This window comes from Ventrimonas faecis, from assembly GCF_040096075.1.
Lineage (GTDB): Bacteria > Bacillota > Clostridia > Lachnospirales > Lachnospiraceae > Brotaphodocola > Brotaphodocola faecis.
This window is the reverse complement of the sequence record NZ_JBBMFJ010000029.1, coordinates 17,779-43,435: the sequence shown is the minus strand read 5'-3', so window position 1 is coordinate 43,435 and position 25,657 is coordinate 17,779. Positions and strand designations below refer to the sequence as shown.

Annotated in this window: 22 protein-coding genes; 7 read left to right on the top strand and 15 right to left on the bottom strand. The window is 49.8% G+C overall.

Features of this window, described 5'->3' with window-relative positions:
- Positions 1-187: 187 nt before the first annotated feature.
- Entirely contained in the window at positions 188-1,012 is an 825-nt protein-coding gene (locus WMO41_RS12785; protein WP_349230080.1) for an HAD family hydrolase, read from the bottom strand.
- Positions 1,013-1,322: 310 nt separating this feature from the next.
- Between WMO41_RS12785 and WMO41_RS12780 the strand changes: the two genes are divergently transcribed.
- From WMO41_RS12780 to WMO41_RS12755, 6 genes are all read left to right on the top strand, one after another.
- The gene (locus WMO41_RS12780; protein WP_349230079.1) at positions 1,323-4,091 is read left to right on the top strand and encodes a PRD domain-containing protein; all 2,769 of its coding nucleotides are present in this window, start codon (positions 1,323-1,325) and stop codon (positions 4,089-4,091) included.
- Positions 4,092-4,100: 9 nt separating this feature from the next.
- Positions 4,101-4,586 (top strand): PTS sugar transporter subunit IIB, encoded by a 486-nt coding sequence (locus WMO41_RS12775; RefSeq protein ID WP_349230078.1) that lies wholly within the window; start codon positions 4,101-4,103, stop codon positions 4,584-4,586.
- 18 nt (positions 4,587-4,604) lie between these two features.
- Positions 4,605-5,375, top strand: a complete 771-nt coding sequence (locus WMO41_RS12770; RefSeq protein ID WP_021868645.1) for a PTS mannose/fructose/sorbose/N-acetylgalactosamine transporter subunit IIC — start codon at positions 4,605-4,607, stop codon at positions 5,373-5,375.
- Positions 5,368-6,189, top strand: a complete 822-nt coding sequence (locus WMO41_RS12765; protein ID WP_349230077.1) for a PTS system mannose/fructose/sorbose family transporter subunit IID — start codon at positions 5,368-5,370, stop codon at positions 6,187-6,189. The genes WMO41_RS12770 and WMO41_RS12765 overlap by 8 nt, the downstream gene beginning before the upstream one ends.
- Before the next feature lie 124 nt (positions 6,190-6,313).
- Positions 6,314-7,537 carry a hypothetical protein gene (locus tag WMO41_RS12760; RefSeq protein ID WP_349230076.1) on the top strand — a complete coding sequence of 408 codons (1,224 nt, stop codon included), beginning with the start codon at positions 6,314-6,316 and terminating at the stop codon, positions 7,535-7,537.
- A 64-nt stretch (positions 7,538-7,601) separates the two neighbouring features.
- Entirely contained in the window at positions 7,602-8,009 is a 408-nt protein-coding gene (locus tag WMO41_RS12755; RefSeq protein ID WP_349230075.1) for a PTS sugar transporter subunit IIA, read from the top strand.
- 320 nt (positions 8,010-8,329) lie between these two features.
- Here the strand turns inward: WMO41_RS12755 and WMO41_RS12750 are convergent, their stop codons facing one another.
- From WMO41_RS12750 to WMO41_RS12695, 12 genes are all read right to left on the bottom strand, one after another.
- On the bottom strand, positions 8,330-10,039 hold the full coding sequence (locus WMO41_RS12750; protein ID WP_349230074.1) for a carbon starvation CstA family protein: 1,710 nt from the start codon (positions 10,037-10,039) through the stop codon (positions 8,330-8,332).
- Between the two features lie 516 nt (positions 10,040-10,555).
- Positions 10,556-12,097: a C40 family peptidase gene (locus WMO41_RS12745; RefSeq protein WP_494338468.1), complete on the bottom strand. Its 1,542-nt coding sequence runs from the start codon at positions 12,095-12,097 to the stop codon at positions 10,556-10,558.
- A gap of 394 nt (positions 12,098-12,491) precedes the next feature.
- The gene (locus WMO41_RS12740; protein ID WP_349230072.1) at positions 12,492-13,109 is read right to left on the bottom strand and encodes a V-type ATP synthase subunit D; all 618 of its coding nucleotides are present in this window, start codon (positions 13,107-13,109) and stop codon (positions 12,492-12,494) included.
- Between the two features lie 12 nt (positions 13,110-13,121).
- Positions 13,122-14,576 carry a V-type ATP synthase subunit B gene (locus tag WMO41_RS12735; RefSeq protein ID WP_349230071.1) on the bottom strand — a complete coding sequence of 485 codons (1,455 nt, stop codon included), beginning with the start codon at positions 14,574-14,576 and terminating at the stop codon, positions 13,122-13,124.
- 12 nt (positions 14,577-14,588) lie between these two features.
- Positions 14,589-16,355 carry a V-type ATP synthase subunit A gene (locus tag WMO41_RS12730; RefSeq protein WP_349230070.1) on the bottom strand — a complete coding sequence of 589 codons (1,767 nt, stop codon included), beginning with the start codon at positions 16,353-16,355 and terminating at the stop codon, positions 14,589-14,591.
- Complete coding sequence (locus tag WMO41_RS12725; RefSeq protein WP_494338467.1) at positions 16,348-16,953, bottom strand: V-type ATP synthase subunit E; 606 nt, start codon at positions 16,951-16,953, stop codon at positions 16,348-16,350. Before WMO41_RS12725 ends, WMO41_RS12730 begins: the two co-directional genes overlap by 8 nt.
- Before the next feature lie 80 nt (positions 16,954-17,033).
- Positions 17,034-17,342 (bottom strand): V-type ATP synthase subunit F, encoded by a 309-nt coding sequence (locus WMO41_RS12720; protein ID WP_177291849.1) that lies wholly within the window; start codon positions 17,340-17,342, stop codon positions 17,034-17,036.
- 3 nt (positions 17,343-17,345) lie between these two features.
- Positions 17,346-17,777 (bottom strand): ATP synthase subunit C, encoded by a 432-nt coding sequence (locus WMO41_RS12715; protein WP_118731768.1) that lies wholly within the window; start codon positions 17,775-17,777, stop codon positions 17,346-17,348.
- Between the two features lie 40 nt (positions 17,778-17,817).
- Complete coding sequence (locus WMO41_RS12710) at positions 17,818-19,821, bottom strand: V-type ATP synthase subunit I (RefSeq protein WP_349230068.1); 2,004 nt, start codon at positions 19,819-19,821, stop codon at positions 17,818-17,820.
- A gap of 60 nt (positions 19,822-19,881) precedes the next feature.
- Positions 19,882-20,925 (bottom strand): V0D/AC39 family V-type ATPase subunit, encoded by a 1,044-nt coding sequence (locus WMO41_RS12705; protein WP_349230067.1) that lies wholly within the window; start codon positions 20,923-20,925, stop codon positions 19,882-19,884.
- Between the two features lie 4 nt (positions 20,926-20,929).
- A complete protein-coding gene (locus tag WMO41_RS12700; RefSeq protein WP_177291853.1) occupies positions 20,930-21,241 on the bottom strand; it encodes an ATPase in 312 nt (103 codons plus the stop codon).
- A gap of 257 nt (positions 21,242-21,498) precedes the next feature.
- Positions 21,499-22,437 carry an SH3 domain-containing protein gene (locus WMO41_RS12695; RefSeq protein WP_349230066.1) on the bottom strand — a complete coding sequence of 313 codons (939 nt, stop codon included), beginning with the start codon at positions 22,435-22,437 and terminating at the stop codon, positions 21,499-21,501.
- Between the two features lie 161 nt (positions 22,438-22,598).
- Here WMO41_RS12695 and WMO41_RS12690 point away from each other — a divergent pair, with 161 nt between their 5' ends.
- The gene (locus tag WMO41_RS12690) at positions 22,599-23,678 is read left to right on the top strand and encodes a 3'-5' exonuclease (protein WP_349230065.1); all 1,080 of its coding nucleotides are present in this window, start codon (positions 22,599-22,601) and stop codon (positions 23,676-23,678) included.
- A 65-nt stretch (positions 23,679-23,743) separates the two neighbouring features.
- Here the strand turns inward: WMO41_RS12690 and WMO41_RS12685 are convergent, their stop codons facing one another.
- Together WMO41_RS12685 and WMO41_RS12680 are read right to left on the bottom strand one after the other, a co-directional pair.
- On the bottom strand, positions 23,744-23,887 hold the full coding sequence (locus WMO41_RS12685) for a hypothetical protein (RefSeq protein ID WP_349230064.1): 144 nt from the start codon (positions 23,885-23,887) through the stop codon (positions 23,744-23,746).
- 4 nt (positions 23,888-23,891) lie between these two features.
- Positions 23,892-25,634, bottom strand: a complete 1,743-nt coding sequence (locus WMO41_RS12680) for a D-alanyl-D-alanine carboxypeptidase family protein (RefSeq protein WP_349230063.1) — start codon at positions 25,632-25,634, stop codon at positions 23,892-23,894.
- Between the last annotated feature and the right edge of the window lie 23 nt (positions 25,635-25,657).

Genomic DNA, 25,657 nt, shown 5'->3' with positions numbered 1-25,657 from the left:
CGATAAATGCTTTTTTACTAATTCTACCAGGTATGCCTGCCGTAATAATATCTGTATCCGGCAGGCCTTTCAATTCCTCTCTGCTACTGAAAGCAATCGAAACATCATGATTGGCACGTTCTTCGATATTCAGAAAAGCTTCAATTTCCTCAATGGCAGCCGGCGCGTCCATTTTTTGTTCTCTGTTTTACAACACCCATTCCTCCAGAAAATGAGCTGCCCCGTCCTTTTCATTATGCCCGGCCACAAATTTCGCAGCCTGCTTTACATCATCTTCTGCGTTTTCCATTGCTGCGGAGATGCCTGCAGCCTGAAGCATGGAAATATCGTTTTCGTTATCCCCAATAGCCAGCACATTTTCCATACTTATCCCCAATTTTTTACAAAGTGTACACAGTGCATTTCCTTTGGAGGCATGGATAGAGTTTAATTCTATGATCCCATCTCCGGTGCGCAGAAATACGATACCCGGTATGGGGCTTCCTTTTTCCAGAAGTTCCTGTGCCAGTCCATCTTTTAAGACAAAAGCACCCATTTTCATCACTTTTACTCCGCTGGTCCTTAAAAACTCTCCCAGATCTTTTACATTTCCCTCGCTGAACCTGATATAAGGATATTTTTCAGAAAGCCCTGTTTTCTCCCAGCCCTCTGCCCGGAAAGTACCTCTGTCTGTATGGACATATACAGCTACTGGGAATTGTTCCAGATACGCAATGGCTTCCACTGCTTTTTCTGTGGATATCCCTGTTTCACAGATACTTTTTTCCTCCGGTACATCCATAAGCATGGCACCATTGGAGCAGATAGCATACTGAATGCCGTCTACGTTATTTAATACTGCTTCTTTCATTCCTCCGATCGGTCTTCCTGAGGCAGGTACCAGGATCACACCTTTTTTTACAATCTTTCTTAAAATATCTAATGTATAGTCTGATATGCTTTTATCATCATGAAGAAGAGTTCCGTCCATATCTACGGCTGCCAGCCGGATAGTTGTTTTTTCACTATGCATATTGATTTCCTCCTATAATGTTCTCTCGGGATCTTTTTGTGCCCGATCTTGATCCTGACACCTGATTTTAAGTATAGCACATATTTCCCCCATAAAAGTGTCAATCCTAGTGTCGAATCCCATTCCCCCACTCTGGACACCTCCCCTTTTTTCTCACCGCTACTGCCGAAACCCTTTTCAAACTGGCGAAATCATTCAAAACATCTTTCTTTTCAGACTATTTTTTGTATAATTACACTTGTAATCAGGTAGAAATAAAACACGCGCGAAAAGAATTCAAGTTAAATCAACAAACAGGAGAATCATGTACATGCTCAGCACAAAAGAAGAACTCTATCTTTACCTGGAAAAAATAAGCCGGGGCTATGCCCTGAAAGATCTGAAATATTTTACGGCGAACCATATCAGCGAATCACTGAATATTTCCCGTAATCTGGCCAGTCAGTATCTGAACGAGCTGGTAAAAGAAGAGCGGGCCATTAAGGTCAACTCCCGCCCTGTTTATTTCTTCCATAAGAAAAATGTTGAACGCGAGGCCCAGGTCGCCCTGGAAACCTGCGTATTCTCCGGTATGGACGATTTTCAGCGGAAATGCCGAAGCGATGAAAATAAAAGAGATTTTCAGAAAGCCATCGGTTATTACCTGAGTTTAAGTTCCTGCATCGAACAGTGTAAAGCAGCTGTTAAATACCCGCCAAATGGTCTTCCGGCCTTGTTTAACGGAGCTGGCGGAACAGGAAAGGCTTTTCTTTCCAGGCTGATGTATGAATATGCTATAAATGAACGGGTAATAGGAACTGCAGGCGCAGCTTCTCTCCCGCCTTACATCACAGTAGACTGCTCCGAATATGCCCAGAATGAAGAAAAATTTGCTATTTCCCTTTGCGGCAGCGAAGACGGAAAAGGCTGGCTTGCAAAGGCAAACGGCGGCATCCTTTTCTTTGATGAAATTGACAGGCTTCCATCTTCAGGACAGGAACTGATCTATTCATACTTAATTTCGGGACAATATAAAGGATATCATGATGACGAACATGTTTTTGAGTCCAATGCAAGACTGGTATTTTCCACCACAAAAGTACCGGCGGAAACACTTTATAAGCCACTTGCAAGGATGATTCCCATTGTGATCCCGGTCCCAACATTGCATGAACGCACAGCCGATGAAAAAGAGGAAATGTTAGTCTCCTTCTTAAAAGCAGAAGGGCGGCGCATGGGCGTAGATGTAAGCATCAGCCAGAACGCCTTCCACTGTATGCTGGAATTTTCCTACGAAAACAACATCGACGAATTAAAAACCTGCGTTACCAGCAGCTGTGCCGGAGCTTATCTGGAAAAAACCAGCGATGGTATCGCTATCCACAGTTATCACCTTCCGGAATATATGCTCTCCTCCTTAAAACTGGAGGTTGAAGACAAAGACAAACGGATGATCCACTTAAACAGTTACAGCCGTGACACCTCTTTGGGGCAGACGGTACAGTATTTCCAGATCATGTTAGATGTCTTTGAAGATTACCGTCAGGATATGCTCAGTTTTGACGTCCTGATGATGGAATTCCGGAAACAATTAAATGATTATTACGACTATCTGATCTACGGACAGAAGCTTGTAAACATCAAGATCTCCACTTACGAACAGCTGATCAATCAGATTTTTGAAAATGTAAGTGAAATGTATGGTATCAGCCTTTCCAAAAAATACAGCCACTTACTTGCCCGCCGCTTATATATACAGCTTCAGGGCGACCATCTGATCGACAACTGGATGAAACAAAACCATAACGAGATTGAAAAAATGTTTCAGGCTGTAAGCGCTGTTCTTGAAAAAGAATCAGTCATCTGTTCCAGGATCATAAACCTGATCAAACTGAATCTGGACATTGAAGCAGACAGTTTAAACCAGCTGTTTTTGCTTTTAGATATAAAAAACCAGAACCAGAAGATCCAGGGACTTTCCGCAGCCGGTATTATCTTAAGCCACGGCTATGCAACAGCTTCCAGTATTGCAGATGCCGCTAACCAGATCATCGGGCGAAAGGTATTCGATGCCATTGATATGCCTCTTGACATGCAGATGAGCGACATCACCGGGCTGCTGGAAAAACACATTGAACGATTTATCACCTGTCAGGACGTAGTACTTCTGGTGGATATGGGTTCTTTAGAGCAAATCCACAGCCAGATGGGCGGCCTGCGAAACTTAAATATCGGCATCATCAACAATATTTCCACTGCCTTAGCTGTTGATATCGGCCTTGGCATCTGTGGGAACCAGAAGCTGGAAGACATCCTGAAACGGGCCAGCGAAAGCAATGTCTGCACCTACCGTATCATCCACAATGTACAGAAGGAAGACGCCGTGATCTTCAGCGGAGAAAACGGCATTGACACAACGGAAAAGCTAAAAGAGCTGATCTTAAAGACTTCCGCCACTTCCATTCCTGTAAAATTTGTGGCTTATGATTATTACCGGCTGATGAAAAACGGCAGCCATGATGAGATTTTCCAGCAATACCATGTAAAATGCATCATCGGGCTTTTCAATCCGGAGATCGAGGGAATTCCTTTTATCTCACTGGAGGACATTATTTCCATGAATTCCGCAGAAAAGCTGACAAACATTTTCTCAGAGTATCTGGATGAAGAACAAATGGAAATATTTAACCAGAACCTGGTAAAGAATTTCTCCCTGCAGAATGTAGTTGAATCCATTACCATTTTAAATCCTGATAAGCTTTTAGATGAAGTGGAACAGGCAGTGGGACGGCTTCAGAAGATCACAGGAAGAAAGATTGCAGGACGTATCATGATCGGGCTTTATGTCCACCTGTGTTGTCTGGTGGAACGTCTGGTCACAAAAACACCGATTGATAATTATCAGGATCTGGAAAAATTTGAACAAAAACATGCCGACTTTATCAGGCAGGTAAAGGACAGCTTTCAGGATATCTCCCGGCATTATCGGGTGGATCTGCCTGTAAGTGAGATTGCTTACATTTATGATTACATGCATTTGAATTCAAAAAATAAGCTTTCCGGGCAGGCAGAAAGCCCGGCCGTCCGTGAGGACGAATAGGAGGTAAATATGGGTATTGTACTTGCAAGAATTGATAACCGTCTTCTTCATGGTATCGTGGCTACACAGTGGGCCGGACGTTCCGGTGCACAGCGTATCATGATCATTGATGATACTGTTGCCAATAATGAACTGACCAAAGCCAGCATGAAGCTTGCCAGACCTACCGGAATGGCTATTTCCATCATTACCGAGGAAACAGCTTTAAATAACTTCAAAGCCGGAAAATACAATGACCACACTGTATTTGTACTGGTTAAGAAGCCGGAAACACTGGTTAAGCTGTCTGAGATCGGCGTAAAGATCCCGGAACTGGTCATTGGCGGAACTGTAAAGCCTGCTGAAGGCGAAGAAGCTGTAAAGCTTTCCCAGAGAGCATTTGCAAAGCCGGATGACATTGAGGCTTACAAGAAATTAAAGGCTGCGGGAACCAAGCTCTATGCACAGTATGTACCTGCAGACGCAGAAGTTTCTATTGACGAATTTCTGAAATAACCAAAGGGGGAAATTGTTATGCAATTAAGTGCTTTACAAATTGTACTGCTTGTTCTGGTGGCTGCTGAGATCAACGTTGACCGCCGCGGATTATCACTGACACATGCAAGACCTGTTATCGTAGGTTTCCTGTGCGGACTGATCTTAGGCGACATGAACAGCGGTCTTTACATCGGCGGTACTTTCACACTGATGTCCTTAGGCGTTGCCGCTCTTGGCGGTTCTTCTGTACCTGATTATGGCGTTGCAACCATTATTGCATGCGCATTTGCAAAAACAACCGGACAGGGACCGGAAGTTGGTATGACCATTGGTCTTCCTGTTGGTATGCTGGGCGTACAGATGGACGTTTTATACAAGATCTGCAACTCCTTCATTGCCCAGAAATCCCAGAAATATGCCAATGAAAAACAGTTTGGTAAAATGTATGCTATCCTTTACCTTTGCCCTGTTATGGTAGCTGTATTCATGGCATTCCCAACCGCTGTTGCATTAACAGCAGGCGCTCCTTTAGTCCAGGCTATCCTGGATGTGCTTCCTTCCTGGGTAACAGGCGGTCTGTCTGTAGCAGGAAAGCTTCTTCCTGGTCTTGGTATTGCCATGCTGCTCCACTACATGCCGGCAAAGAAGTACTTCAACTACATTCTGATCGGCTTTGTACTCAGCGCATACATGGGCGTACCGATCCTTGGTATCGCATTCCTTGGTGTAGCTTTAGCTTACAAGTTCTATATGGATGAAGAAGCAAAGGAAAATGTAGGATTTGCAGGAGGTCTTGAAGATGAATAATGAGAATGCAGTAATGGAAAAAGCTCCCGTTTTAACAAAAAAAGACTGTGTGAAAGGCGCCATCCGCTGGTCCTTAATGGCAGTAACAACCTTTAACTACGATACCCAGCTTGCTCCAGCCGTTGTTTTCGGTATTGGGCCTCTGCTGCGTAAGATCTATAAAGATGATGACGAATACGTTGAAGCATTAAACAACCATTATAAATACTTCAACACCATGCCATGGCTGGCAAATATCGTTCTTGGTGCTACTCTGGCTCTGGAAGACAAAGAAGGTATCACTTCCCTGGATGCTGTACAAAATATCAAGGTCAGCTTAATGGGACCTTTAGCTGGTATCGGTGATACCTTATTCTGGACACTGCTTCCTACTATCATGGGCTCCATCGCAGGATATATGGCTCTGGAAGGCAACCCTATCGGTGTTATCCTGTGGCTCATCGTAAACCTTATCTTCATCTGCATCCGTACGCAGTTAATGTGGATCGGATACCGTGAAGGTACCAAACTGATCACCAAAGTGGGCAGTAAACTTGCCCGCATCACAGATGCTGCTTCTGTTCTGGGACTTACTGTTGTAGGTGCTCTGTCCGCAACTGTTGTAACTGCAAAAACACCTCTGGCATTCCAGATGGGTGAAGTCAATCTGGCAGTTGCAGATCTGTTAGACAAGATCATGCCTTCTATGATCTCTGTGGCTACTGTCCTGGTACTGTATAAGCTCCTTGGAAAGAAGGGCATGAAGATCACTACCCTGATCCTCATTGTTATCATCTTCTCCATGATCTGCTCTGCACTGGGAATCCTGGCTTGATCATTTATAACTAACATAACTAAACGGACATGTCGCCTGATGGTGACATCACCATAATGACGGTTCTGCCTGTCTTATTTGGCAGGCAGAGCCATTTTTTATTCAACTAAGGGGAGATTATCATATGGTTGAAGTAAGCGCAGCAAAACGTAATATCACACCTCCATTTCCTATGTACATGCGCGGTTATGCCATGAGAACAGGAAAATCTATTGGTGTTTTAGATGAACTTTACTGCAGGACTTTAGTCCTGCGCATTGACGGGGAGATTTTTATATGGTCCACCTTGGATCTGTGCCGGTTAGAAGAACTGATCTCTGATTATGCCCGCACAGTCCTTGCCGGAAAATATTCTATTCCAAAGGAAAATATCATTATCGGAACCATTCATACACACTCTGGCCCTGATATCAGCTTTGAAGATGAAGGGGAAGACAGAAATCATTGCAAGGCAGTTTACAGGGAACTGGTAATGAAACAGCTTTTTGACGCTGTAGATGAATGCTTTGACCGTGGTTTCTTAGAGGTAACACCTTATATGGTAAAGGGAACAATAGAAGGTGTATACGGAAACCGCAATTATATTGACAAACCAAGTGATAAAGATATCAACATGATCCTGTTCCGCAATGAAAACCATGTAGTTGCAGGTATGTTCCAGTTTACCTGCCATCCAACTGTCCTTGGCATCCACAACATGAAGCTCAGCTCTGATCTTTTAGGAAATGTAGGAAAGGCCCTAGATGAAAAATACAATACTATTTTCATTACCATGCAGGGAGCCTGCGGTGATATGGGCAACCGCCAGTACCGTCAGGGAAATGACGAAAACGAGCTGTGGCGCGTACGTGATGAAGTAATGAAGCAGGTAAATGTTTTCGCAGAAGCGGAAACTCCTATGGAGTTAAAAGCTGGCTCTGTAAAAACTGCAGAATACACCATCCACCAGACTTATGATCTGGATGCCATGAAGGCACAGTTAGCTGAAGATGAAAAGAAGCTGGCTGCTGCTGTTACAGAGGATGATAAAAAGCTTCTCTGGTCCGGTGTCCGCCATATGAGAAGAAAGATCCAGTCAGGCGGCATCAATGTTACGCTCCGCTCTGTTATCTTCCATTTAGGCGACCTGGAAATGATCACGATCCCCGGAGAGCTGTTCTCCACCTTCGGAATGGAGATCAAAAAGAACTTTAATGCTCCTATGCGCATCGTATGGGGTTATGCAAACTACAGTGCAGGTTATATCGTAGAGAAAGATGAATTCGGAAAAGGTTATGAAAGCATGCAGACTCCTTTCCTCCAGGGAGAAGCAGAACTTTACGTAGATCATCTGATCAAATCCCTATAGTATCTGATCCCCGCCACACTATTATAAATATAACTATAACTATAAAACTATAAGGAGAAGCGTTATGAGAAGATATATTATCGCCTCCCATCATTTACTGGCCCACGGCCTGAAAGACACATTAAATTTTCTTACTTCCATGGACGGCATCATTGATATCAGTGCCTATATGGATGACACCGATCTTCCAACCCAGATCAAAGAATTATTTGATTCCTTTGACCCGGAGGATGAAGTAGTCATGATGACTGATATGTTAGGTGGCAGTGTAAACCAACAGTTCTGCCCATATGTAAACGATCATCGTCACCTGATCTGTGGTATTAATCTTCCATGTGCCTTAAGCCTGGTATTACAGCCTCAGGATATGCCTCTTACTGCAGAGACCATCCGGACTATTGTAGAAGAATCCAGAAACCATCTGATCTATGTAAATGAGTATAATGATGGATCAAATGAGGATGATGAGTAAAAAATTGTAAAAATCCACTTCATTGAACAGACATAAAAGAAGCAGCTGACCATTTTTTCCAACAGCTGCTTTTTTCGTAGAAAAAGCAGGAATATATAAAGTCAGAAGTGTGAAAAACACAAATTGATTTTATTTGAAAAAAATGATAAAACAGGGAACGAAAGAAGGGATATACATGAAACAAAAAAACGGGTAGTGCCGCGACAGCTGTATACCCAGGTAATCCCGTAAATAAAATGGAATCTCAGATTGTAGCACGAACGAAAAAATGGTGCCTGGCCTAACAGCCAGACACCACGTTCATACGATTTTATCTTTTCTTACGCATTCTTTACCTGCGCGTTCTTCACACTCTTCTTCTGAAACAGTTCCTTACCGGATGTATACACAATGATGACACCCAGTACCATCAGCAGGATTGCAATGATCAGCTGTAATCCCTCTACCATGAAGACTGCGGTTCCAGCGCCAAAAGCATGTACCAGAGCAATGGTTCTCTCTACCAGTGCGGTAAAGGTTACACACAGCATGATGATGAGCGGCGGGAACAGGGTCTTATTCTCTCTGCCGGTTACCTTTAAGAATACACACAGGGTGATGAGTACCAGTGCGCTTAACAGCTGGTTTGCGCTGCCGAACAGCGGCCAGATGTTGGAGTAACCGATCTTGGTTAAGATGAAGCCGCAGGCCAGGGTTACAACGGTGGAGAAGTACTTGTTGCAAAGAAGCTTTCTCCAGCCCTCTGCATGCTCCATATCATCAGTGGAGAACAGCTCCTGGAAGGACATACGTCCGATTCGTGCTACGGAGTCCAGGCTGGTTAAAGCCAGGGCAGATACGCACATGGTCATGAAGCACTGTGCCACATAAACCGGAATGCCAAACATCTCCAGGAATCCGGCAACACCTGCGGAGAAGATCTGGAACGGAGTTCCGGTTGCTGCGGTACCATCTGCTGCAGCAGCCGCACCGGCTACACATAAAGCCAGGACAGCCAGCAGGCTCTCTAATACCATAGCGCCGTAGCCAACCTTCAGCATATCTTTCTCATTGGAAACCGTCTTGGAAGAGGTTCCGGAGGATACCAGGCTGTGGAATCCGGAAACCGCGCCACACGCTACGGTAACGAACAGGATTGGGAACATATCGCCCATCTTGGCGTTCTTAAATCCAGTGTAAGCCGGAAGGTTCATGGTCGGATGTGCAACCACCAGGCCAACAACCGCACCGATGATCATGCCTGCGAACATGAAGGTGGTCATGAAATCACGCGGCTGCATTAAGAGCCACATCGGCATAACTGCTGCCAGGAAGATGTAAGCAAAGGTCAGATAAGACCAGGTGTCCTTGCCTGCTACAACCGGGAATGCCATACCGATTGCAAAGGCTGCAACGGTGCATGCCAGTCCGGCCAGGGTTTCTTTCCAGCCGGTCAGGTGAAGATGTTTCTGTACTACACCAAATACCATAGCAAATACGATGAACATCAGGGAGATGGAACCTGCCGCGCCGTTGGTCTGTGCCGCCGGGGAAAGGGAGGTAACACCATCTGCTACCGTGTAGGCATTAAAGGTACCTGCAACCATATCAGCAAATGCTGCGATAACGATCAGGGTAAATAACCAGCAGAACAGAAGGAACAGCTTCCGTCCGGTCTTGCCGATGTATTTCTCAATCAGAAGTCCCATGGACTTGCCTTCATTCTTGACGCTGGCATACAGTGCGCCGAAGTCGGTTACCGCACCGAAGAAGATGCCGCCAAGGATAACCCACAGAAGCACCGGAACCCAGCCGAATGCGGCTGCCTGAATGGCACCGGTGACAGGGCCTGCGCCCGCGATGGACGAAAACTGATGGGCGAAAACAGTCCAGCCATCGGTCGGCACGTAATCCTGTCCATCCTCTAACGCAACTGCCGGTGTCTTTGCCTTCGGGTCGATGCCCCATTTATTTGCCAGCCAGCGGCCGTAAAATGTGTATCCACAGAACAGACACACAGCCGCGATCAATACAATAACAAGTGTGTTCATAATTATCTCTCCTCCCAAAACCATAACGCGGAAAAAAGAAAAACCTCCGTCTTCCCGCAGAATTTCTCCGCAGGAAGACGAAGGCATATATGCTAATCATAAAATACGCGCTCCGCGTTACCACTTCCCTTGCTGACCATGTGCCAGCCTCTCTGACCATATCCTCCGTCTCTCAGTCCGGATGAATACGAGCCCTGTTAACGGTGGGTTTCCGTACTGTCCTACTGTCTGCTTTCGCCCGGTATCACCGAAGTTACTTTTTGCATTTCAGACAATCTGCTTGCAGGGGATAACTGATCTGCCGCGCTGCTTCCTCACACCGGCCGGAAGCTCTCTGAAAACGCATCTGACAAAAAAGCCTTGTCCTGTTCAACGCATTTGGATGTGAATCTTTGAATAACTGCCATTATAGTACCATTATTTCATTTGTCAATTATTTTTTTGAAAAGTTTTTGATTTGGTACAATCAAAAAGCCGGAAACCCTTTTCAGATTTCCGGCTTTTCAATCCTGTTATTTAGAAAATTCTCCATCCGCAGATAAAGTTATTTGCCCACCAGGAGCTTAAAGAACGATGCACAACCTTGCCGTTACCGGAGGAAGCATCAATAACCGTTCCGCCGCCTGCCACGATTCCGACATGGCCGCTTACAACGATGATATCACCGGCGCGCAGGTTGGAGAAGCTGCTGATCCGGGTATATCTTCCTGCATTTCTCCATCCGGAAGAAGTCATGTAACTCTGGCGCACACCAACCTGGTTTAAGCACCAGTATACGAAACCGGAGCAGTCAAAGGAGTTCGGGCCCTTGGACCCCCATACATACGGACAGCCAAGCTTGGAGCTTGCCACTGCAAGCAGAGCACTTGCGCCGCCGCTGGCACCGCCGGTATTCGGAACCGAACTGCCGCCAGAGCTGCCCTTATTGCCACTGCCAGAATTATTCTTACTGTTGTTTTTGCTGTTATTCTTGCTGGTATTGGTCTTCGGCTGGGCCGGTGCCTTCTTGGCATCTCCACCAGTCAGCTTCGCCATGGTCATTACGCCCACGGTACCATCCGCACTCAGTCCATTGGTGCGCTGGAACAGTTTCACCGCGTCTTCTGTCACTTCGCCGTAATAACCGGTGACATTGGCAGATTTTAAGTATCCCAGCTGGCTTAACAGGTTCTGCACCCGCTGAATATTGTCTCCGCTGTCGCCCAGGCTTAAGCCGTTCGGAACTGCGTCAGAGCTGTTTAAGGCCACACGGGTTGCCGGTCCTAAGTAACCATCCACGATCTGGTCGTTTCTGGACTGGAACTGCTTCACCGCAATAATCGTATCATTTCCGTAGCTGCCATCCGGCTCTGTGGTCATATACCCCAGCTCTTTTAAGCGCTTCTGCGCTGCCAGAACCAGATCACTTTTCTCACCATAAGCCAGCATGTTTGCTTTTACATCCTCGCTGTAGAGGAGGTTCATGGTCTTTCTTCCCACTTTACCATCCTGGTCCAGGCCATTGACGCTCTGCATCTTCATGACAGCTTCCTCGGTGGCGTCACCAAAACTTCCTGTTACCTGGCTGTCACTGGCCAGATAGCCCAGCTCATACAGACGGCTCTGGATACGGGTAATATCGGTACCCTCATCGCCCTTCTGGGCTGCGTAATACTTCGCATCCGGGGAAAGAATGGCCTCCAGGGTATCCGGGCCGATGATGCCATCCTGCGCCAGCTGATTCTGACGCTGATAGATCTTGACCGCACTCTGGGTTACTTCACCATAATAATCCGTCGGTTCATCGTTATCCATAAAGCCTAAGTCCATCAGGCGCTGCTGCAGCTTTAAGACGATTGGATGCTTCTCACCGATACGCAGATAATCCGGAATCGGCTCACTATACTCTGCGTCCACACCTGCAACAGACGGAAGCAGCGGACCATCCGGCGAAAGCGCCATAACGGTCTCATCTGGCGCAGTCTGCGGAAGCGTTTCCTCCATCAGCACCAGGTTCTCCTCGGTGCTCTCACTCTCCGCCTGGTTTGCGGTCTGGGATGCGCCGCAGCCCGCCAGCATACTCACTGTCAGAAGCGCTGCGCCAAAGCACTGTACCTTTCTTTTCCAGTTTCTGTGTGTATTTCCACTTGTCAAAATTCTGACCTCACTTCCTGTGTTAAATGTCAAAGGGGTTCCCTTTCGAACCCCCAGTTGACCTATATTTTATCACAGTTCACAATTTCTGTGAAGTGCTTCGCGCAAACAACCTGTAAAGTACCGCCAAAAACGCAGGGCATGAATGACAACGGCTTCCTAATATTTTCACATATCGTTGTTTGCTTGCTTTCACAACAGATGTTCGCCTGCATCGGATTTTTATCCGCTGCATTCGGACATCTGTGTTCAAGATGCAAACAACCAGATATGCTGAAAATGCCGGAAGCCGTTGTCATTCATGCCCGGACTTTTCGTCTTATCCTGTTTTTGACCTTTTAATTACCTTCAGCCGCGTAAACTCTTCCCTGTCTTTCTCCTCCAGCGCATTCCCGATCGTCGTTACCAGATTCTGGTACGTCGGAATCGTGATGTTCTTTAACGCATTGGCCCGCTTCTGGGTCTTTCTTATACTGGAGGCCAGGCGGTAGGCGGAGTTTTCCACCATGGAAAGCTTCACCGTCAGCTCCTTTACCTTCTCAAAGTGCATCCGGGCCTCGTCCAGGGCCGGGCTGGTGCTAAGGAACGCATAACCGGGCGTCAGCGGCACCGGCTCATGCTGCACCAGCGGAATCTCGGTTCCCATGATGCTGCGGGTCTTGATGCAGATGGTATCGTCCACCGGAATCGTCCCGGCAATATCCTGGATAAAGCCGATTCCCAGCTCAATATTCGCCTTCTGCAGCGCCTTGTAGGCCTCGGTAAAGGTGGTGTCGATCTCTGCCTGAATGTCCTTGGCCTGATCGATGAGCCCCATCAGCTCCCGCAGGAGAATATTTCGCTTCTTGTCCATCAGCTCGTAGCCCTGGCTGGCCAGCGCAAGGGAATTCTTCGCCAGGATCAGATTGCCCTTTGTCGGGAAAGTATTCAGATTCATACGGATCCCTCCTTATCGCTGCGCCGCAGCCCCGGCGTCAGCCGCGCTCTCTCCGGTCTCTGCATCCACCAGATCCCCGTTCTCGTCCAGCTTCGTTGCCTTATAATACTGCGCCAGGATCTTCGTATCGATCCGGTCCAGCTCTTCTTTCGGAAGCAGGCCCAGAAGCTGCCAGCCAATATTCAGCGTGGTGATGATGTTCCGGTTATCGTGTGGGTCCTGTCCCACAAAGCGGTGTTCAAACTCCCGGCCAAACACCAGGTACTTTTTATCCAGTGGTGACAGCTCATCCTCACCGATAACCGATGCCAGCGCCCTCGCATCTCCCACTTTCGCATAGCAGGAGAATAACTGGTTCGCCACCGCCTGGTGATCTGCCCGGGTGTAGCCCTCACCAATGCCGTCCTTCATCAGACGGGACAGGCTCGGCAGCACGTTAATCGGCGGATAAACCGACTGGCCGTTTAACTCCCGGTCCAGAACAATCTGCCCCTCGGTGATGTAACCGGTCAGATCCGGAATCGGGTGGGTGATGTCATCGTTTGGCATGGTCAGGATCGGAATCTGGGTCACGGAACCATTCACACCCTTTACAATGCCCGCGCGCTCATAAAGCGCCGCCAGTTCACTGTACAAATATCCCGGGAAGCCTTTTCGGGACGGAATCTCTCCCTTGGAGGAGGATACCTCACGCATGGCCTCCGCAAAGGAGGTCATATCCGTTAAGATAACCAGGATGTGCATATTTTTCTCAAAAGCCAGGTACTCAGCCAGCGTCAGCGCGCATTTCGGCGTGATCAGACGCTCCACCACCGGGTCATTGGCCAGGTTCATGAACATGGCCACATGGGAGGAAACGCCGCTCTCCTCAAAGGTCCGGCGGAAGAATTCTGCCACATCGTGCTTCACGCCCATGGCCGCAAAGACAATCGCAAACTGCTCGTCAGAATCATCCCCCAGGGATGCCTGCTGGACGATCTGTGCCGCCAGCTGGTCGTGGGGAAGTCCGTTGCCAGAAAAGATCGGCAGCTTCTGGCCCCGGATCAGGGTCATCAGGCCGTCAATGGCAGAAATGCCGGTACGGATATAGTTTCGCGGATACTCACGGGTTACCGGATTTAACGGCTTACCGTTTACATCCAGCATCTTCTCCGGCAGAATCTCACCCAGTCCGTCAATCGGCACACCGATACCGTTCATGGTGCGCCCCAGCATCTCTGTGGACACTCCCAGCTCCATGGGATGCCCCGTCAGACGGGTGTGCACGTTGTTTAAGCCCATGCCCTCGGTGCCCTCAAACACCTGGATCACGGCCTTATCCTCATATACCTCAATGATACGGCCCAGTTTCCGCTTGTTTCCGTCCACGGTCATTTCCACGATCTCATCGTAAGCCGCGCCGGAAACGCCCTCCAGAACCACCATCGGGCCGTTGATCGCACTCAAACCTAAATATTCAATTGCCATTTCACAGCCCTCCTACGCGTTCCGCTCAATGACACCCTCATAAAAGGCGTCAATCTTTGTTTTATAGTCATCTAACAGCGCCAGATTGTCATTCGGCACATCGTACTTGATGGCAATGACCTGGTCAAAAATCGGATCTTCCTTCAGCACCGACATCGGCATGCCCATGGAAATCAGCGACCGGGACTTCCGGTACAGGTACAGAATGATCTCCATCATCTTAAACTGCTTCTCCATTGGGACGCAGGTATCGTCCTTGTGGAAGGCATTCTGCTGCAAAAATCCCACTCGGATCACCTTGGCAATCTCCAGGATCAGCTTCTGGTCATCCGGCAGCACATCGCCGCCGATCAGCTTAACAATTTCCATCAGGCTGCTCTCCTGGGACAGCAGATAAACGATCTGGTTGCGGTAGTCCACAAACTTTTTGTCCACGTTTTCCGTGTACCAGGAACCCAGATCATTTAAGTACTCCGAGTAACTGGTCAGCCAGGAAATGGCCGGGAAATGTCTCGCATAAGCCAGATTCTTATCCAGGCCCCAGAAGCAGCGCACGAAACGCTTCGTATTCTGGGTCACCGGCTCTGAGAAATCACCGCCCTGGGGCGATACCGCGCCGATGATGGTCACGCTGCCCTCGGTGCCGTTTAGATTCTGCATCATGCCTGCCCGCTCATAAAAGGCCGACAGCTTGGAGGCCAGGTAGGCCGGGAAGCCTTCCTCCGCTGGCATCTCCTCCAGACGTCCGGACAGCTCCCTCAGCGCCTCTGCCCATCGGGAGGTGGAATCCGCCATGATGGCAACGTGATAGCCCATGTCCCGGTAATACTCCGCCAGAGTCAGGCCGGAATACAGGCTCGCCTCACGGGCCGCCACCGGCATATTGGACGTGTTGGCAATCAGCGTGGTGCGATCCATCAGCGGGTTACCCGTCTTCGGGTCGATCAGCTCAGAGAACTCCTCCAGAACCTGGGTCATCTCATTTCCGCGCTCACCGCAGCCGATATAAATGATAATGTTCGCGTCCGACCACTTGGCGATCTGATGCTGGGTCATAGTCTTTCCGGTACCAAATCCGCCCGGAATCGCCGCCGTGCCGCCCTTGGCCAGCGGAAACAGCGTATCCAGAATACGCTGGCCGGTTACCAGCGGTTTTGTAGCCGGGAACCGCTTTGCCGTCGGTCTTGCCACACGGATCGGCCACTTCTGGGTCATGGTCAGCTTTTCCTCGGTTCCATCCAGATGCTGGATCGTTACCAGCGGATCACTGATGGTATACTCTCCATCCTCCACTACATCCAGCACATAACCTTCTTTGTCCGGCGGAACCATGACCTTGTGCAGGATAGCCGGAGTCTCCGGCACCTCTGCGATGATGGTGCCCCCATAAACCCGGTCACCTTTTTTCACCGTCATGTGGGTCTGCCATTTCTTTTCCGTATCCAGGGCGCTGACATTCACGCCCCGGCTGATGTAGGCGCCGCCGGTTTTCGCGATCTCGCTTAAGGGCCGCTCGATGCCATCAAAAATATTCGTCAGAATTCCCGGTGCCAGCGTTACTGACACCGGCGCTCCGGTTCCCGTCACCACTTCGCCCGGACGGATTCCGGCCGTCTCCTCGTACACCTGGATGATAGTGTCCCCGGCCTTTAAGCCGATGACCTCCCCCACCAGATTGTCATGGCCTACATAGACCATCTCATTCATGGTAAAGCCCGGATTGCCCTTTACGTGGACGATCGGGCCGTTGATCCCGCTGATCACACCCGTCTTAGACATGGCCGTTTCCTCCTTCTGTCAGGCTCAGATCGAAGTGGAACTTCTCTCTGGCTTCCTCCAGCTTGGTCTGGAACGAATTATCAATGAGGATGTGCCGCGCCGGAATCACCGCGCGGGTTCCCCCGGTAAAGGAATACTCACTGATGCGAAGCTCCGCGTTGCCATTGTGGAGGGCAAGCCGGTTTAATTTATCCTCATCCACCGGATCCAGATAAATGATCACCTGGTCGTCTCCGGCAAACTCCACGGCATGCTTCACCTGCCGCTCCAAAAGCCTCTGGTAATCCTGGGTCTCCAGGTAGTTTGCCAGCATATCGCGAAGCTCCACAAACAGCTTATCCTTTAACTCTTCCTGCTTTCTGCCCAGAGTCCGGCGGATGTCAATCTGGCCCACGGCCAGCTGCTTGTTGATCTCGCGCTCAATCTTCTCTGTTTCCTGTGAAAGCTGCAGCTTCTCCCGTCTCCGGGTATCTGCCTTATGTTCCTCAAATGTCTTTTCCAGAGCTGTCATATATTCATCCAGCATCCGCCCGCTGCGGACTCTGGCATCCTCCATGCAGGTGTCCAGAAAATGCTGTAATTTTTCCTCGGTGGTCAAGTTGGTCACCTTCCTTTTTCGATTCTCGCAGTCCTGCTGCCGCACCCGTTTCCGGTCAATGCGCAGCCCGACTGTTATTTCTATAACTTCAGTCCGATTGCTTCATTTACATAGGCCGTGATAAAGTCCGGCTTGCGGCCGGTTCCATGACGGTCCGGAATCTCCACAAAGAGCGGCTGCCGGTGGTTAAGCTTCACCTCATTCACCAGCTCCGGGAACTTCCGCCCGAATTTTTCCGTCAGCAGGACGATTCCGATGGTCTTGTCGGCCAGGACCTTATCAAGCTCCGCCTTCAGTTCCTCTTTTTCGTGCACCACCGCACCCTCTACTCCAGCCAGACGCATGCCGGTCCAGGTGTCGATGTTGTCACTGATGAGATACATCTTCATATCTTACAGGGAACCAAGGATCATGAAAGAAATGATCAGTCCATACAGGCAGACACCTTCGGCAAGACCTACGAAGATGAGGGATTTACCAAGGATGGAGCCGTCTTCGCTGATGGCTCCCAGCGCTGCGGATGCTGCTGCGGATACGGCGATACCGCCGCCCAGGCAGCTCATACCGGTGGAAAGTGCTGCTGCCAGATAGCCCCAGCCAGCCGCGCTGTTCACGGCCTTGGCTGTCTCCTCTGCCGCAAACGCATGGCCGGTGAACATGAGACCCGCTGCCACGCCGATGGTGGCCATAAACAGGAACACGTTCACGCCGATGGCGGTTTTATAACGTCCCTTTGTCTTCTCGCCTGCCGCAAATGCGCCAAACGGAACTGCAATGCTTAAGAGTAAGGCTGCTGCCAGTGTGATTTTTGCTAATACTGTCATGATCGGATTCTCCTTTTTATTTTAAATTCTGTGTATTTTGTCATCCATTCTGCTTTCCATAGGGCTTGAACTCCCGTCCGGTTCCCCGGTAGAAACGGCTGAACAGCTCATAATACTCCAGACGAAGTACCTGAATGCCCACGATCAGTCCCTCCATGCCGCACACGAACAGGTTGCCAAGTACGACCACCAGCCAGTTCGGCGTTCCCGCCTCGGCACCGGCCAGCATCAGAACCACTTCCATCATAGCTGCGTGGCTCACCGCAAAGGCTCCCACACGGACAAAGGAAAGGGTATTGGAAAAATAACTCAAACATACTTCAAACAGTTCAAACACGCCCTGCACAAAGAACATGCCCTTTTCCTCCGGCATGATCTTCGCATGCTTCTCCGCCAGCGCCGTAAGCGGCTCCTTAAAGAAGATCACCAGAAGCGGAATCACAAACATCACCACTAAAACCGCGGTGGCCGGAAGCACATGGCCGCTCATATACAGGACAATGGTTGCAGCCAGCGCGCCGTAAAATACGATGCCCGCAATGCCGTTGGTGTCAAAGAATGCTTTCTCCGTATCGTGGCTTCTCAGGCTGTTGATGACATTGAGCGCCATCGTCATCAGAACAATTCCCATACCCATGGCAATGGCCACAATAAATACGGTATTTAAGTTTCCCACAAAGGGAAGGTTCGTCATGGCGGTCTTCGGATGCAGCCACAGCGGTTTGATCACATTTTCAAAGCCGAACACGCTTCCAAACAGGAAACCAAATATCGTGGAGAAGAACCCACAGCAGGAAATGATGGCTGCCAGGTTCATCTTCTTTGCCCGGTACAGCAGGTATCCGCCAAGCATCAGGCACAGGCCCTGCCCGGCATCACCGAACATGAAACCAAACAAAAACGAGTACGTCAGGCCCAGAATGATGGTCGGGTCAATCTCCTCATAAGAAGGAAGCCCGTACATGCGGATAAACATCTCAAAGGGCTTAAACAGCCCCGGATTCTTCAACTTGGTCGGCGGTCTGCTGATGATGTTGTCATGATCCTCTTCCACGAAACAGAAGGTCTTGTCATCCTGCTCCAGTTCCTTTCGGAATGCCTTCGCGTCCGTCTCGCTCATCCAGCCGCAGAGGATGTAGAAGGTGTGGTCCTTATCCTTCGTGCAGGCCGCAAGTTTTCGCACATCAAAGTTCTTTGAGTAGGTTTCCAGTTTCCGGTACGCTGCCCGCAGTTCCTCCGTGTGGGACTCCAGCACGGTCCGGATCTGTTCATCAATTCCACGAATCTGCTCATAAATTCCGGCAAGCTGATATTCCAGCTCGTGGGTGGCATCCACCGGCGTTCCTTCGTATTCATCCGGAAGGAAAAACCGCTCAAAATGCAGGGATGCGTAGATTGCGTCGATCTTGTCGCAGAGCGGCTCCGGCACAAAGTACACCAGCCACACATAGTCGGCGTCCTCCTGACACTTGTGCACCACCGTATCGATGGTGTCGTACACATAATCCATGAACTTGTTGTAATATTCGTGGGTCATGCGTCCGAATCGGAATTTGATGTACTGAAAATGCATGATGTCTTTCAGGTCATAATTCAGATCCGTAAAGGGAATCACCCGGTCCATGGACTGTTCGATGTCCTGGGCCTGCGTTTCCAGCGCTTCTTTCTTCGTCCGAAGAGATTTGATCTGCTCATCCAGGCTGTGGATGGTGCTTACCGCATCCTCCACGGAGAGCCCGGTCTGATCGGCCTGCAGTGCCGAAATCCCCTGACTTCCAGCCTGCTTCGAAGCTCCAGCGGCTTTGCCCTCCTGTGCATCATGAACATCCACAGCTCCCTGAATCTCTTCCATCAGCGCCGCTGCCGTCTGCAGCTCCGCTTTGTAAGGATTGATCTCCAGATACGGCCGCAGATTCGCCACCGTTTTTAACTCCGACAGAGCGTTTTCCAGCTGAATCTCATACTTGGAGAGATACTGTTCCACCACCCGGTCAATATCATCCTTCGGACCTGTGATACTTAAAAACTTCATTTTCTCTATCACAAGTAACTCCTCCTGTCTGCAGGGGCCTGGCGCTCATCGCGTCAAACCGCTGCTTCAATTTTACTGCTTTGCCAGCAACCCCATAATCTCTGCTGCCGGAAGTCCGTACCGGATCCCCTCCAGCGTCGTAATAATCTTTCGCATCTCCAGTTCCTTCCGGTACAGATACGAATCCAGCACCGCCGGAGAATGCGGATAACACCGCCCGGTCTTTCCATAAATCTGGTTTAACATCTGATTTGACAAAAGCTGGATATCCGGCATCTTTCCAGCCTGAAGTTCTTCCTGCTTTCCATAAGGCGTTTCCTTTAACACAGCAAAGAACCTTGCGTCATCATCCGCCTCCACCAATTGCTTCACCTTGTCTGCCCGGAGTCGGTAATGAACCGGAATCAGCAGCGCATAGATTTCAGCCGGGGATAACCGGTAAAAACTGCGCGCCCGGTAAATCCACTGGATATTTAACAGATCCAGACGGCTTCCAAAGCAGGTATCCAGAATTTTCCGTTCCTCTTTGCCTAAAATCCTTCCCCGCAGCTTCCAGAGAGACTGGAAATAGAAAAGATCCAGCCGCAGTTCGCAGTCAAATAAACCGGTCTGGCCCTTTTCCTGCATCTGCGTTAACAGTTCCCCATATACGGTTCCTTCCAGCGCTTCCGTAAATTCCGAAAAGTTTCTGGCCTTACAGAGCGCCTCCAGATTCAGACTGGAATGTTTCTCAAAGAACTCCTGAAACATGGACAGATCCGGCTGTCCTTCCCGTCCTCCCAGCATATGCCGCAGAAGCTTTTTGATCACTTCCACTTCATAATGCTTAAAATAAAGATCCAGGAACTTTCTCTGTTTCACGCTGGAGAAACGGTAAAGCTTGGTAAAGTCCCGGTATTCCGACTGGGTCAGGATCTGTTCGATATAACCACGGTGCAGCCTGGTGTCATCCAGACCATCAAAGACTTCCGCGTACGCCGGCTGCCCCTTCAGATAATCCGCCGCGCTGCGGACATCCTCCAGCTCCGCCATCTGCTGAAACTGCTCCGGCTTTAACAGGCGGCTCTCCATGGCCCGCACCTTTGTCGTAATACCGCTGTAGGCCAAAAGCCCCATACGATCACTCCCTTATCAGTTCCTGAAACAGCTTCTTCACGTAAGATTCGTGATGAAGCTCATAGTTTTTTTCCATCCGCGCAAGCTGCTCCTCTGCTTCCGCCTTCTGCTCAGACAATTCAGAGTTCATCCGGGTTTCCATCTCCTGGCGAAGACTTTTCACCTTTTTTTCGGTCTCTTCCTCTGCGGTCTGGTCAAACTGCCGGGTCTTTTCTTCCATCTCGGCAGCAAAGGCTTTCTTGCGGGCGGCGGCATCGTCCATGACTGTCACAGCCGCTTTTTCGATCTCCGATATCCGTTTGATTACGGTATCCATCGTTGTCCTCCTTGTCCATCTGGTAAGCGTATGCCTTAGCCATTCCACCATAAGCGTGAAATTATACGGCATATAAGCTTTCAGCTACCATCATACTCCCGTTTCCCACGAAAGTCATGGTGAAAAATGAAAGAATAACAATTTTTTAACGATCTTTTTTTGTCACAATGACGAAATGAATTTTCGCGCATATAGAAAATAAGACCGGAAAACCTGCTGTGGCAGATTTTTCCGGTCCCTGTTTATTCATTATCTCGTTATTCCGTTGTCAGATACTGGCTGGCCACATATGCCTCCTGGCCATTGTAGAGGATGACCGCCCAGTCACTGTCATGGGCACGTACATATTCCACGGTCACTCCCGCATTCAGCTGGCCAATGCGTTCAGAAGAAGTACTCGGCTCCGGCCGCACATTCAGTACATCGGTAGTACGGTAAACCGGTCCGGTGCTTTCGGTTTCCTGCTCTGCCGCTTCCGTTGATTCCATGGTCTCCACTGCAGTCGGGCCTTCGGTCTCTTTTGTCTCGCTTCCCGGCTTTGCAAGCTTCACCACCAGGATCAGCAGCACAATGCAGAGCACCGGCACCAGAAGCTTTAACAGAGTATATAAGGAGAAGGAAGAGCTCTGGCTGCCGGAACGTTTCCGGCTCCGGGCCGCCGCAGAGCCGCTGCCGCGGTTTGCACCGTAACTTCCGCCTGCACGGTTTCCACTGTAATTGCTGCCCGTTCGACTCCGCTGGGGTGCTCCTGCGCCATTCTCCCGGGTACCGCCGGTGCGGTTCTGGCTGCTGCCCGGTACCGCCGGTCTGGTAAGCGGCTTTCTTCCCTTTTTGGCATTGCGGTAATCATCCGCGAACGTGTAAACCTCCTGAGAGAGCATATGATATGCCTGGTTTGCGCTATAGGCATTGGCGTCTCCCTCATGGGCCGCCTTGTTGCCGATCATGCGGATCTTATGATAGTGCTCACAGGTGGCCTTGGATATCCACCGGTTTTCGTAGAGCACATCGATCATGCCCTTTAAATCGCTTTCATCCATGATACCGGCCTGATCTGCCAGGTTCTTTACCATAAATTCCAGAGTCTGCCGCGCCTTGATCATAGACGCATTGTATTCTCTCTGAACAATCAGCCGCTCGGTATCTTTTACGCCCTGCTGGATCTTATCCCAGCTGCTGTTTCCACCCAATGCCATAAAGATCCTCCTTTGTACAGTTACGTTTCTTCTACAATTATACTATAATCTTTGAAATTGCGCACTCAAAAAAGAGGATATTTTTATATTGTAAGGAAACTGTAAGGTGACTTGTCCCGACTCTAGGCAAACCGCAGTCCATATGCTATAATATCTCCATTATGAAGAACTACATTGTATTTGACTTAGAATGGAATCAGAGTGCCAATGGAAAAGAGCGGTCTGTTCCGCATTTTCCATTCGAAATTATTGAAATCGGCGCGGTAAAGCTGAACGAAAACTTTCAGATGACCGGTGAGTTCCACCGCCTTGTCCGCCCGCAGGTATACACCCAGATGCATCATGCCATCTCCGAGGTGACCCATATGAATATGAAGGAACTGCGAAGCAGCGGGGAGCTTTTCCCGGATGCCGCAGCCGAATTCCTTGCCTGGTGCGGCGGGGATGCCGTGTTCTGTACCTGGGGCAACATGGATCTTTTAGAATTGCAGCGGAACATGGATCACTACCACATGGAAAATCCATTTCCCAAGCCACTTCTCTACTACGATGTGCAGAAGCTCTACGGCCTTTTCTGCCGGGAGAACGCACGAATCTCCCTGGATTCCGCCGTGGAAGAACAGAACCTCATGGAAGACCGTCCCTTCCACCGCGCCCTGGACGATGCCTACTACACCGGAAAGCTTCTCACTATGCTGGGGAAAACGCCCGGACCGGATGCTATCCTGCCGTTTAAGTCCGTGGACTATTACCGGCTTCCATCCGACAAAAAAGAAGAGATCCGTATGACCTTCCCGGGATATTCCAAGTATGTCTCCCGCGTCTTTGACTCCAAGGAAGATGCCATGGCAGACAAGGGCGTTACGGAGATGATGTGCTACCGATGCGGACGCATGCTACGCAAGAAGATCCGCTGGTTTACCCCAAACCAGAAAACTTACTTTGCTCTGGCCTGCTGCCCGGATCACGGCTACCTAAAAGGAAGGATCCGCATGAAAAAGGTGGAGGACGAATCCGTATTTGTAGTCAAGACCCTGAAGCTGACCGATGAAGAAGGTGCCCAGTCCATTATCCAGCGGAAAGAGGATGTCCGTAAAAAACGTGCGGAGCGCAACCGCATGAAGCGTAAGCAGAAGCAGGCTGTCAAAAAAGCGGCCACTGCCTTGCCTGCTGACGGACGTTCTGCTTCCAGCCGCCGCAGACGAAAATCCAAATCTTCCATAACAACAAAAGACGTGTGAAAATGAACCATCATGTTTCACACGTCTTTCTTATTTTAAACCATATTGCCTGTCTTCACAAACTCCTACTTAAATGTAATGCGGCCCTGACCTGCCGGATTCGCGTACTCTGCGCCTACATTACCGCCCAGATGCGTATTGATGTAGTCGGACAGAACATCCACATCGGTCATGACTTCATCCTTCAGAATCTTTGCGCCTTTAAACATGGTATCACTCGTGGTCACGGAAGTTTTTATTGTCTAAAAATGATTTATGCTTTTTGGGCCGCTTATGCGGTTTCGTCTGTTTCAGGGCGGAATCCGAACGCTTCTGCTGAAGCATCATATCAAATTCCGATGTCGTCATGCCAATATCCTGAAGGCGCTGTTTCCGGCGCTCATAGCGCTCGGAGCGTTCTTCCTCTTCCCGCTTTTCAATGCGGTATTTCGCCGTGAGAAGCCCTGAACCGATGATAGCCGCCACCGCAGCGACACCCACAATGATCCAGAATGCAGGCGGAATATTCAGGTGAATGCCAGGCTTCCGGACTCCGGAGAGCGTTTTCTTTTCTGCGCTTTCTGAGGAAGCCAACGGATCGGCCTGTGCCAGAGCCAGCGGGTCCTGGTTGAAGGATGATTCTCCATCTACCGCGCCGGACAAAGCGGCATCTGTGCCGTACTCCGCACCGTTTTCCGGCGTAGAGCCGTCAGCTCCGGACTCACCGGATGCCGCCCCCGCATTCACTCCTGCCAAATCCGCCTGAGCGCCTGTTCCGGCTCCTTCAGCCACACGCACTGCCTGCCCGCCTGCTGCCGCGTCATCCGCCTGTACACTCACCGCAGCATCCGAATCCTCGCCTGCCACCTTGTGCAGCAGATAACTGGCACCAATCTGCCGGTCATTGTACTGGTACGTGATGCGTGCCACTGCCGCCGGCGGCGCAGATTCCGGCAGTTCATAGCTGATGGCAGACTGGGCATCGGAAATATCCGCTGTTTTCGGCAGTGTCACATAACAATCCTTCTGCATATGCAGCACCGAAAGATCCGCCGCCGGAAGTCCGGCAATGGTCATGTCGTTGGAAACGGAGGAGTATGTGCCATCCGCATCCGCAATATTCACCGACTGAAAATTGGAAAATCCAAAATCCAGAAGCGCTTTCGTATCACTGTAATGAGTCTGATGTCCGTTTAAAATGACCGTGATCAGCTTCATGCCATTTTTCTCCGCGCAGGTCACCAGCGTGTTGCCCGCCAGCATGGTATAACCGGTCTTACCGCCAATGACTCCGGGATAATACTGCGGCGCGTTCTTTTTTAACATCCGGTGGCCCGGGTACACCCGGAAACCGTCCGGATTGTGCCTGGTCGGCGGAAGATCATAGTACAGACTGGAATCAATGGTAACAAAGGTCTCATTCTGAAAGGCCGCCTGCGCGATCAGGGCCATATCATAAGCTGAGGTATAATGCTGCGGGTCATTTAAGCCGCTGGGATTGTTGAAATGGCTCTCCTGGCAGCCCAGCTCCTTTGCCTTGGCATTCATCAGCACCGCAAAGTTCTGCACAGAACCCGCTGTGTGCTCTGCCAGGGCGTTCGCCACCTCGTTGGCCGACTTTAACAGCATAGCATACAGGCAGTCCCGCACGGTCATCTTGTCGCCCACATCCATACCTGCGCTGCTGCTGCCCTGCTCCACGTTGTAGATGGCATCGTGAGAAAAGGTCACGATATCATCCAGGTTACAGTGTTCAATGACGATCAGCGCCGTCAGGATCTTGGTGATACTGGCCGGATAATACACGGAATGCAGATTTTTTCCGTAGATCACAGCGCCGGAGCGGGCGTCCATCAGGACAGCGCCTTCCGCTTCCACCGAGACATTGGACGGCCATTCCGGAGCTGCATATGCCGGGGTGACCTGCGTGCCCGTGATCAGCACAATACACAAAAGCAGGGTCAGAATTCGTTTCATATCGATATCTCCTGAAAAAGCCG

Coding starts and splice junctions, on each gene's coding strand:
- WMO41_RS12745 (WP_494338468.1), bottom strand. CDS start 12,097: ATGCTGGCGGGCTGCGGCGCATCCCAGACCGCAAACCAGGCGGAGAGT.
- WMO41_RS12740 (WP_349230072.1), bottom strand. CDS start 13,109: ATGAATCTGAATACTTTCCCGACAAAGGGCAATCTGATCCTGGCGAAG.
- WMO41_RS12755 (WP_349230075.1), top strand. CDS start 7,602: ATGAGAAGATATATTATCGCCTCCCATCATTTACTGGCCCACGGCCTG.
- WMO41_RS12780 (WP_349230079.1), top strand. CDS start 1,323: ATGCTCAGCACAAAAGAAGAACTCTATCTTTACCTGGAAAAAATAAGC.
- WMO41_RS12685 (WP_349230064.1), bottom strand. CDS start 23,887: ATGTTTAAAGGCGCAAAGATTCTGAAGGATGAAGTCATGACCGATGTG.
- WMO41_RS12730 (WP_349230070.1), bottom strand. CDS start 16,355: ATGTCTAAGACGGGTGTGATCAGCGGGATCAACGGCCCGATCGTCCAC.
- WMO41_RS12770 (WP_021868645.1), top strand. CDS start 4,605: ATGCAATTAAGTGCTTTACAAATTGTACTGCTTGTTCTGGTGGCTGCT.
- WMO41_RS12775 (WP_349230078.1), top strand. CDS start 4,101: ATGGGTATTGTACTTGCAAGAATTGATAACCGTCTTCTTCATGGTATC.
- WMO41_RS12735 (WP_349230071.1), bottom strand. CDS start 14,576: ATGGCAATTGAATATTTAGGTTTGAGTGCGATCAACGGCCCGATGGTG.
- WMO41_RS12750 (WP_349230074.1), bottom strand. CDS start 10,039: ATGAACACACTTGTTATTGTATTGATCGCGGCTGTGTGTCTGTTCTGT.
- WMO41_RS12695 (WP_349230066.1), bottom strand. CDS start 22,437: ATGGCATTGGGTGGAAACAGCAGCTGGGATAAGATCCAGCAGGGCGTA.
- WMO41_RS12785 (WP_349230080.1), bottom strand. CDS start 1,012: ATGCATAGTGAAAAAACAACTATCCGGCTGGCAGCCGTAGATATGGAC.
- WMO41_RS12700 (WP_177291853.1), bottom strand. CDS start 21,241: ATGGATACCGTAATCAAACGGATATCGGAGATCGAAAAAGCGGCTGTG.
- WMO41_RS12720 (WP_177291849.1), bottom strand. CDS start 17,342: ATGAAGATGTATCTCATCAGTGACAACATCGACACCTGGACCGGCATG.
- WMO41_RS12765 (WP_349230077.1), top strand. CDS start 5,368: ATGAATAATGAGAATGCAGTAATGGAAAAAGCTCCCGTTTTAACAAAA.
- WMO41_RS12760 (WP_349230076.1), top strand. CDS start 6,314: ATGGTTGAAGTAAGCGCAGCAAAACGTAATATCACACCTCCATTTCCT.
- WMO41_RS12680 (WP_349230063.1), bottom strand. CDS start 25,634: ATGAAACGAATTCTGACCCTGCTTTTGTGTATTGTGCTGATCACGGGC.
- WMO41_RS12705 (WP_349230067.1), bottom strand. CDS start 20,925: ATGGGGCTTTTGGCCTACAGCGGTATTACGACAAAGGTGCGGGCCATG.
- WMO41_RS12715 (WP_118731768.1), bottom strand. CDS start 17,777: ATGACAGTATTAGCAAAAATCACACTGGCAGCAGCCTTACTCTTAAGC.
- WMO41_RS12690 (WP_349230065.1), top strand. CDS start 22,599: ATGAAGAACTACATTGTATTTGACTTAGAATGGAATCAGAGTGCCAAT.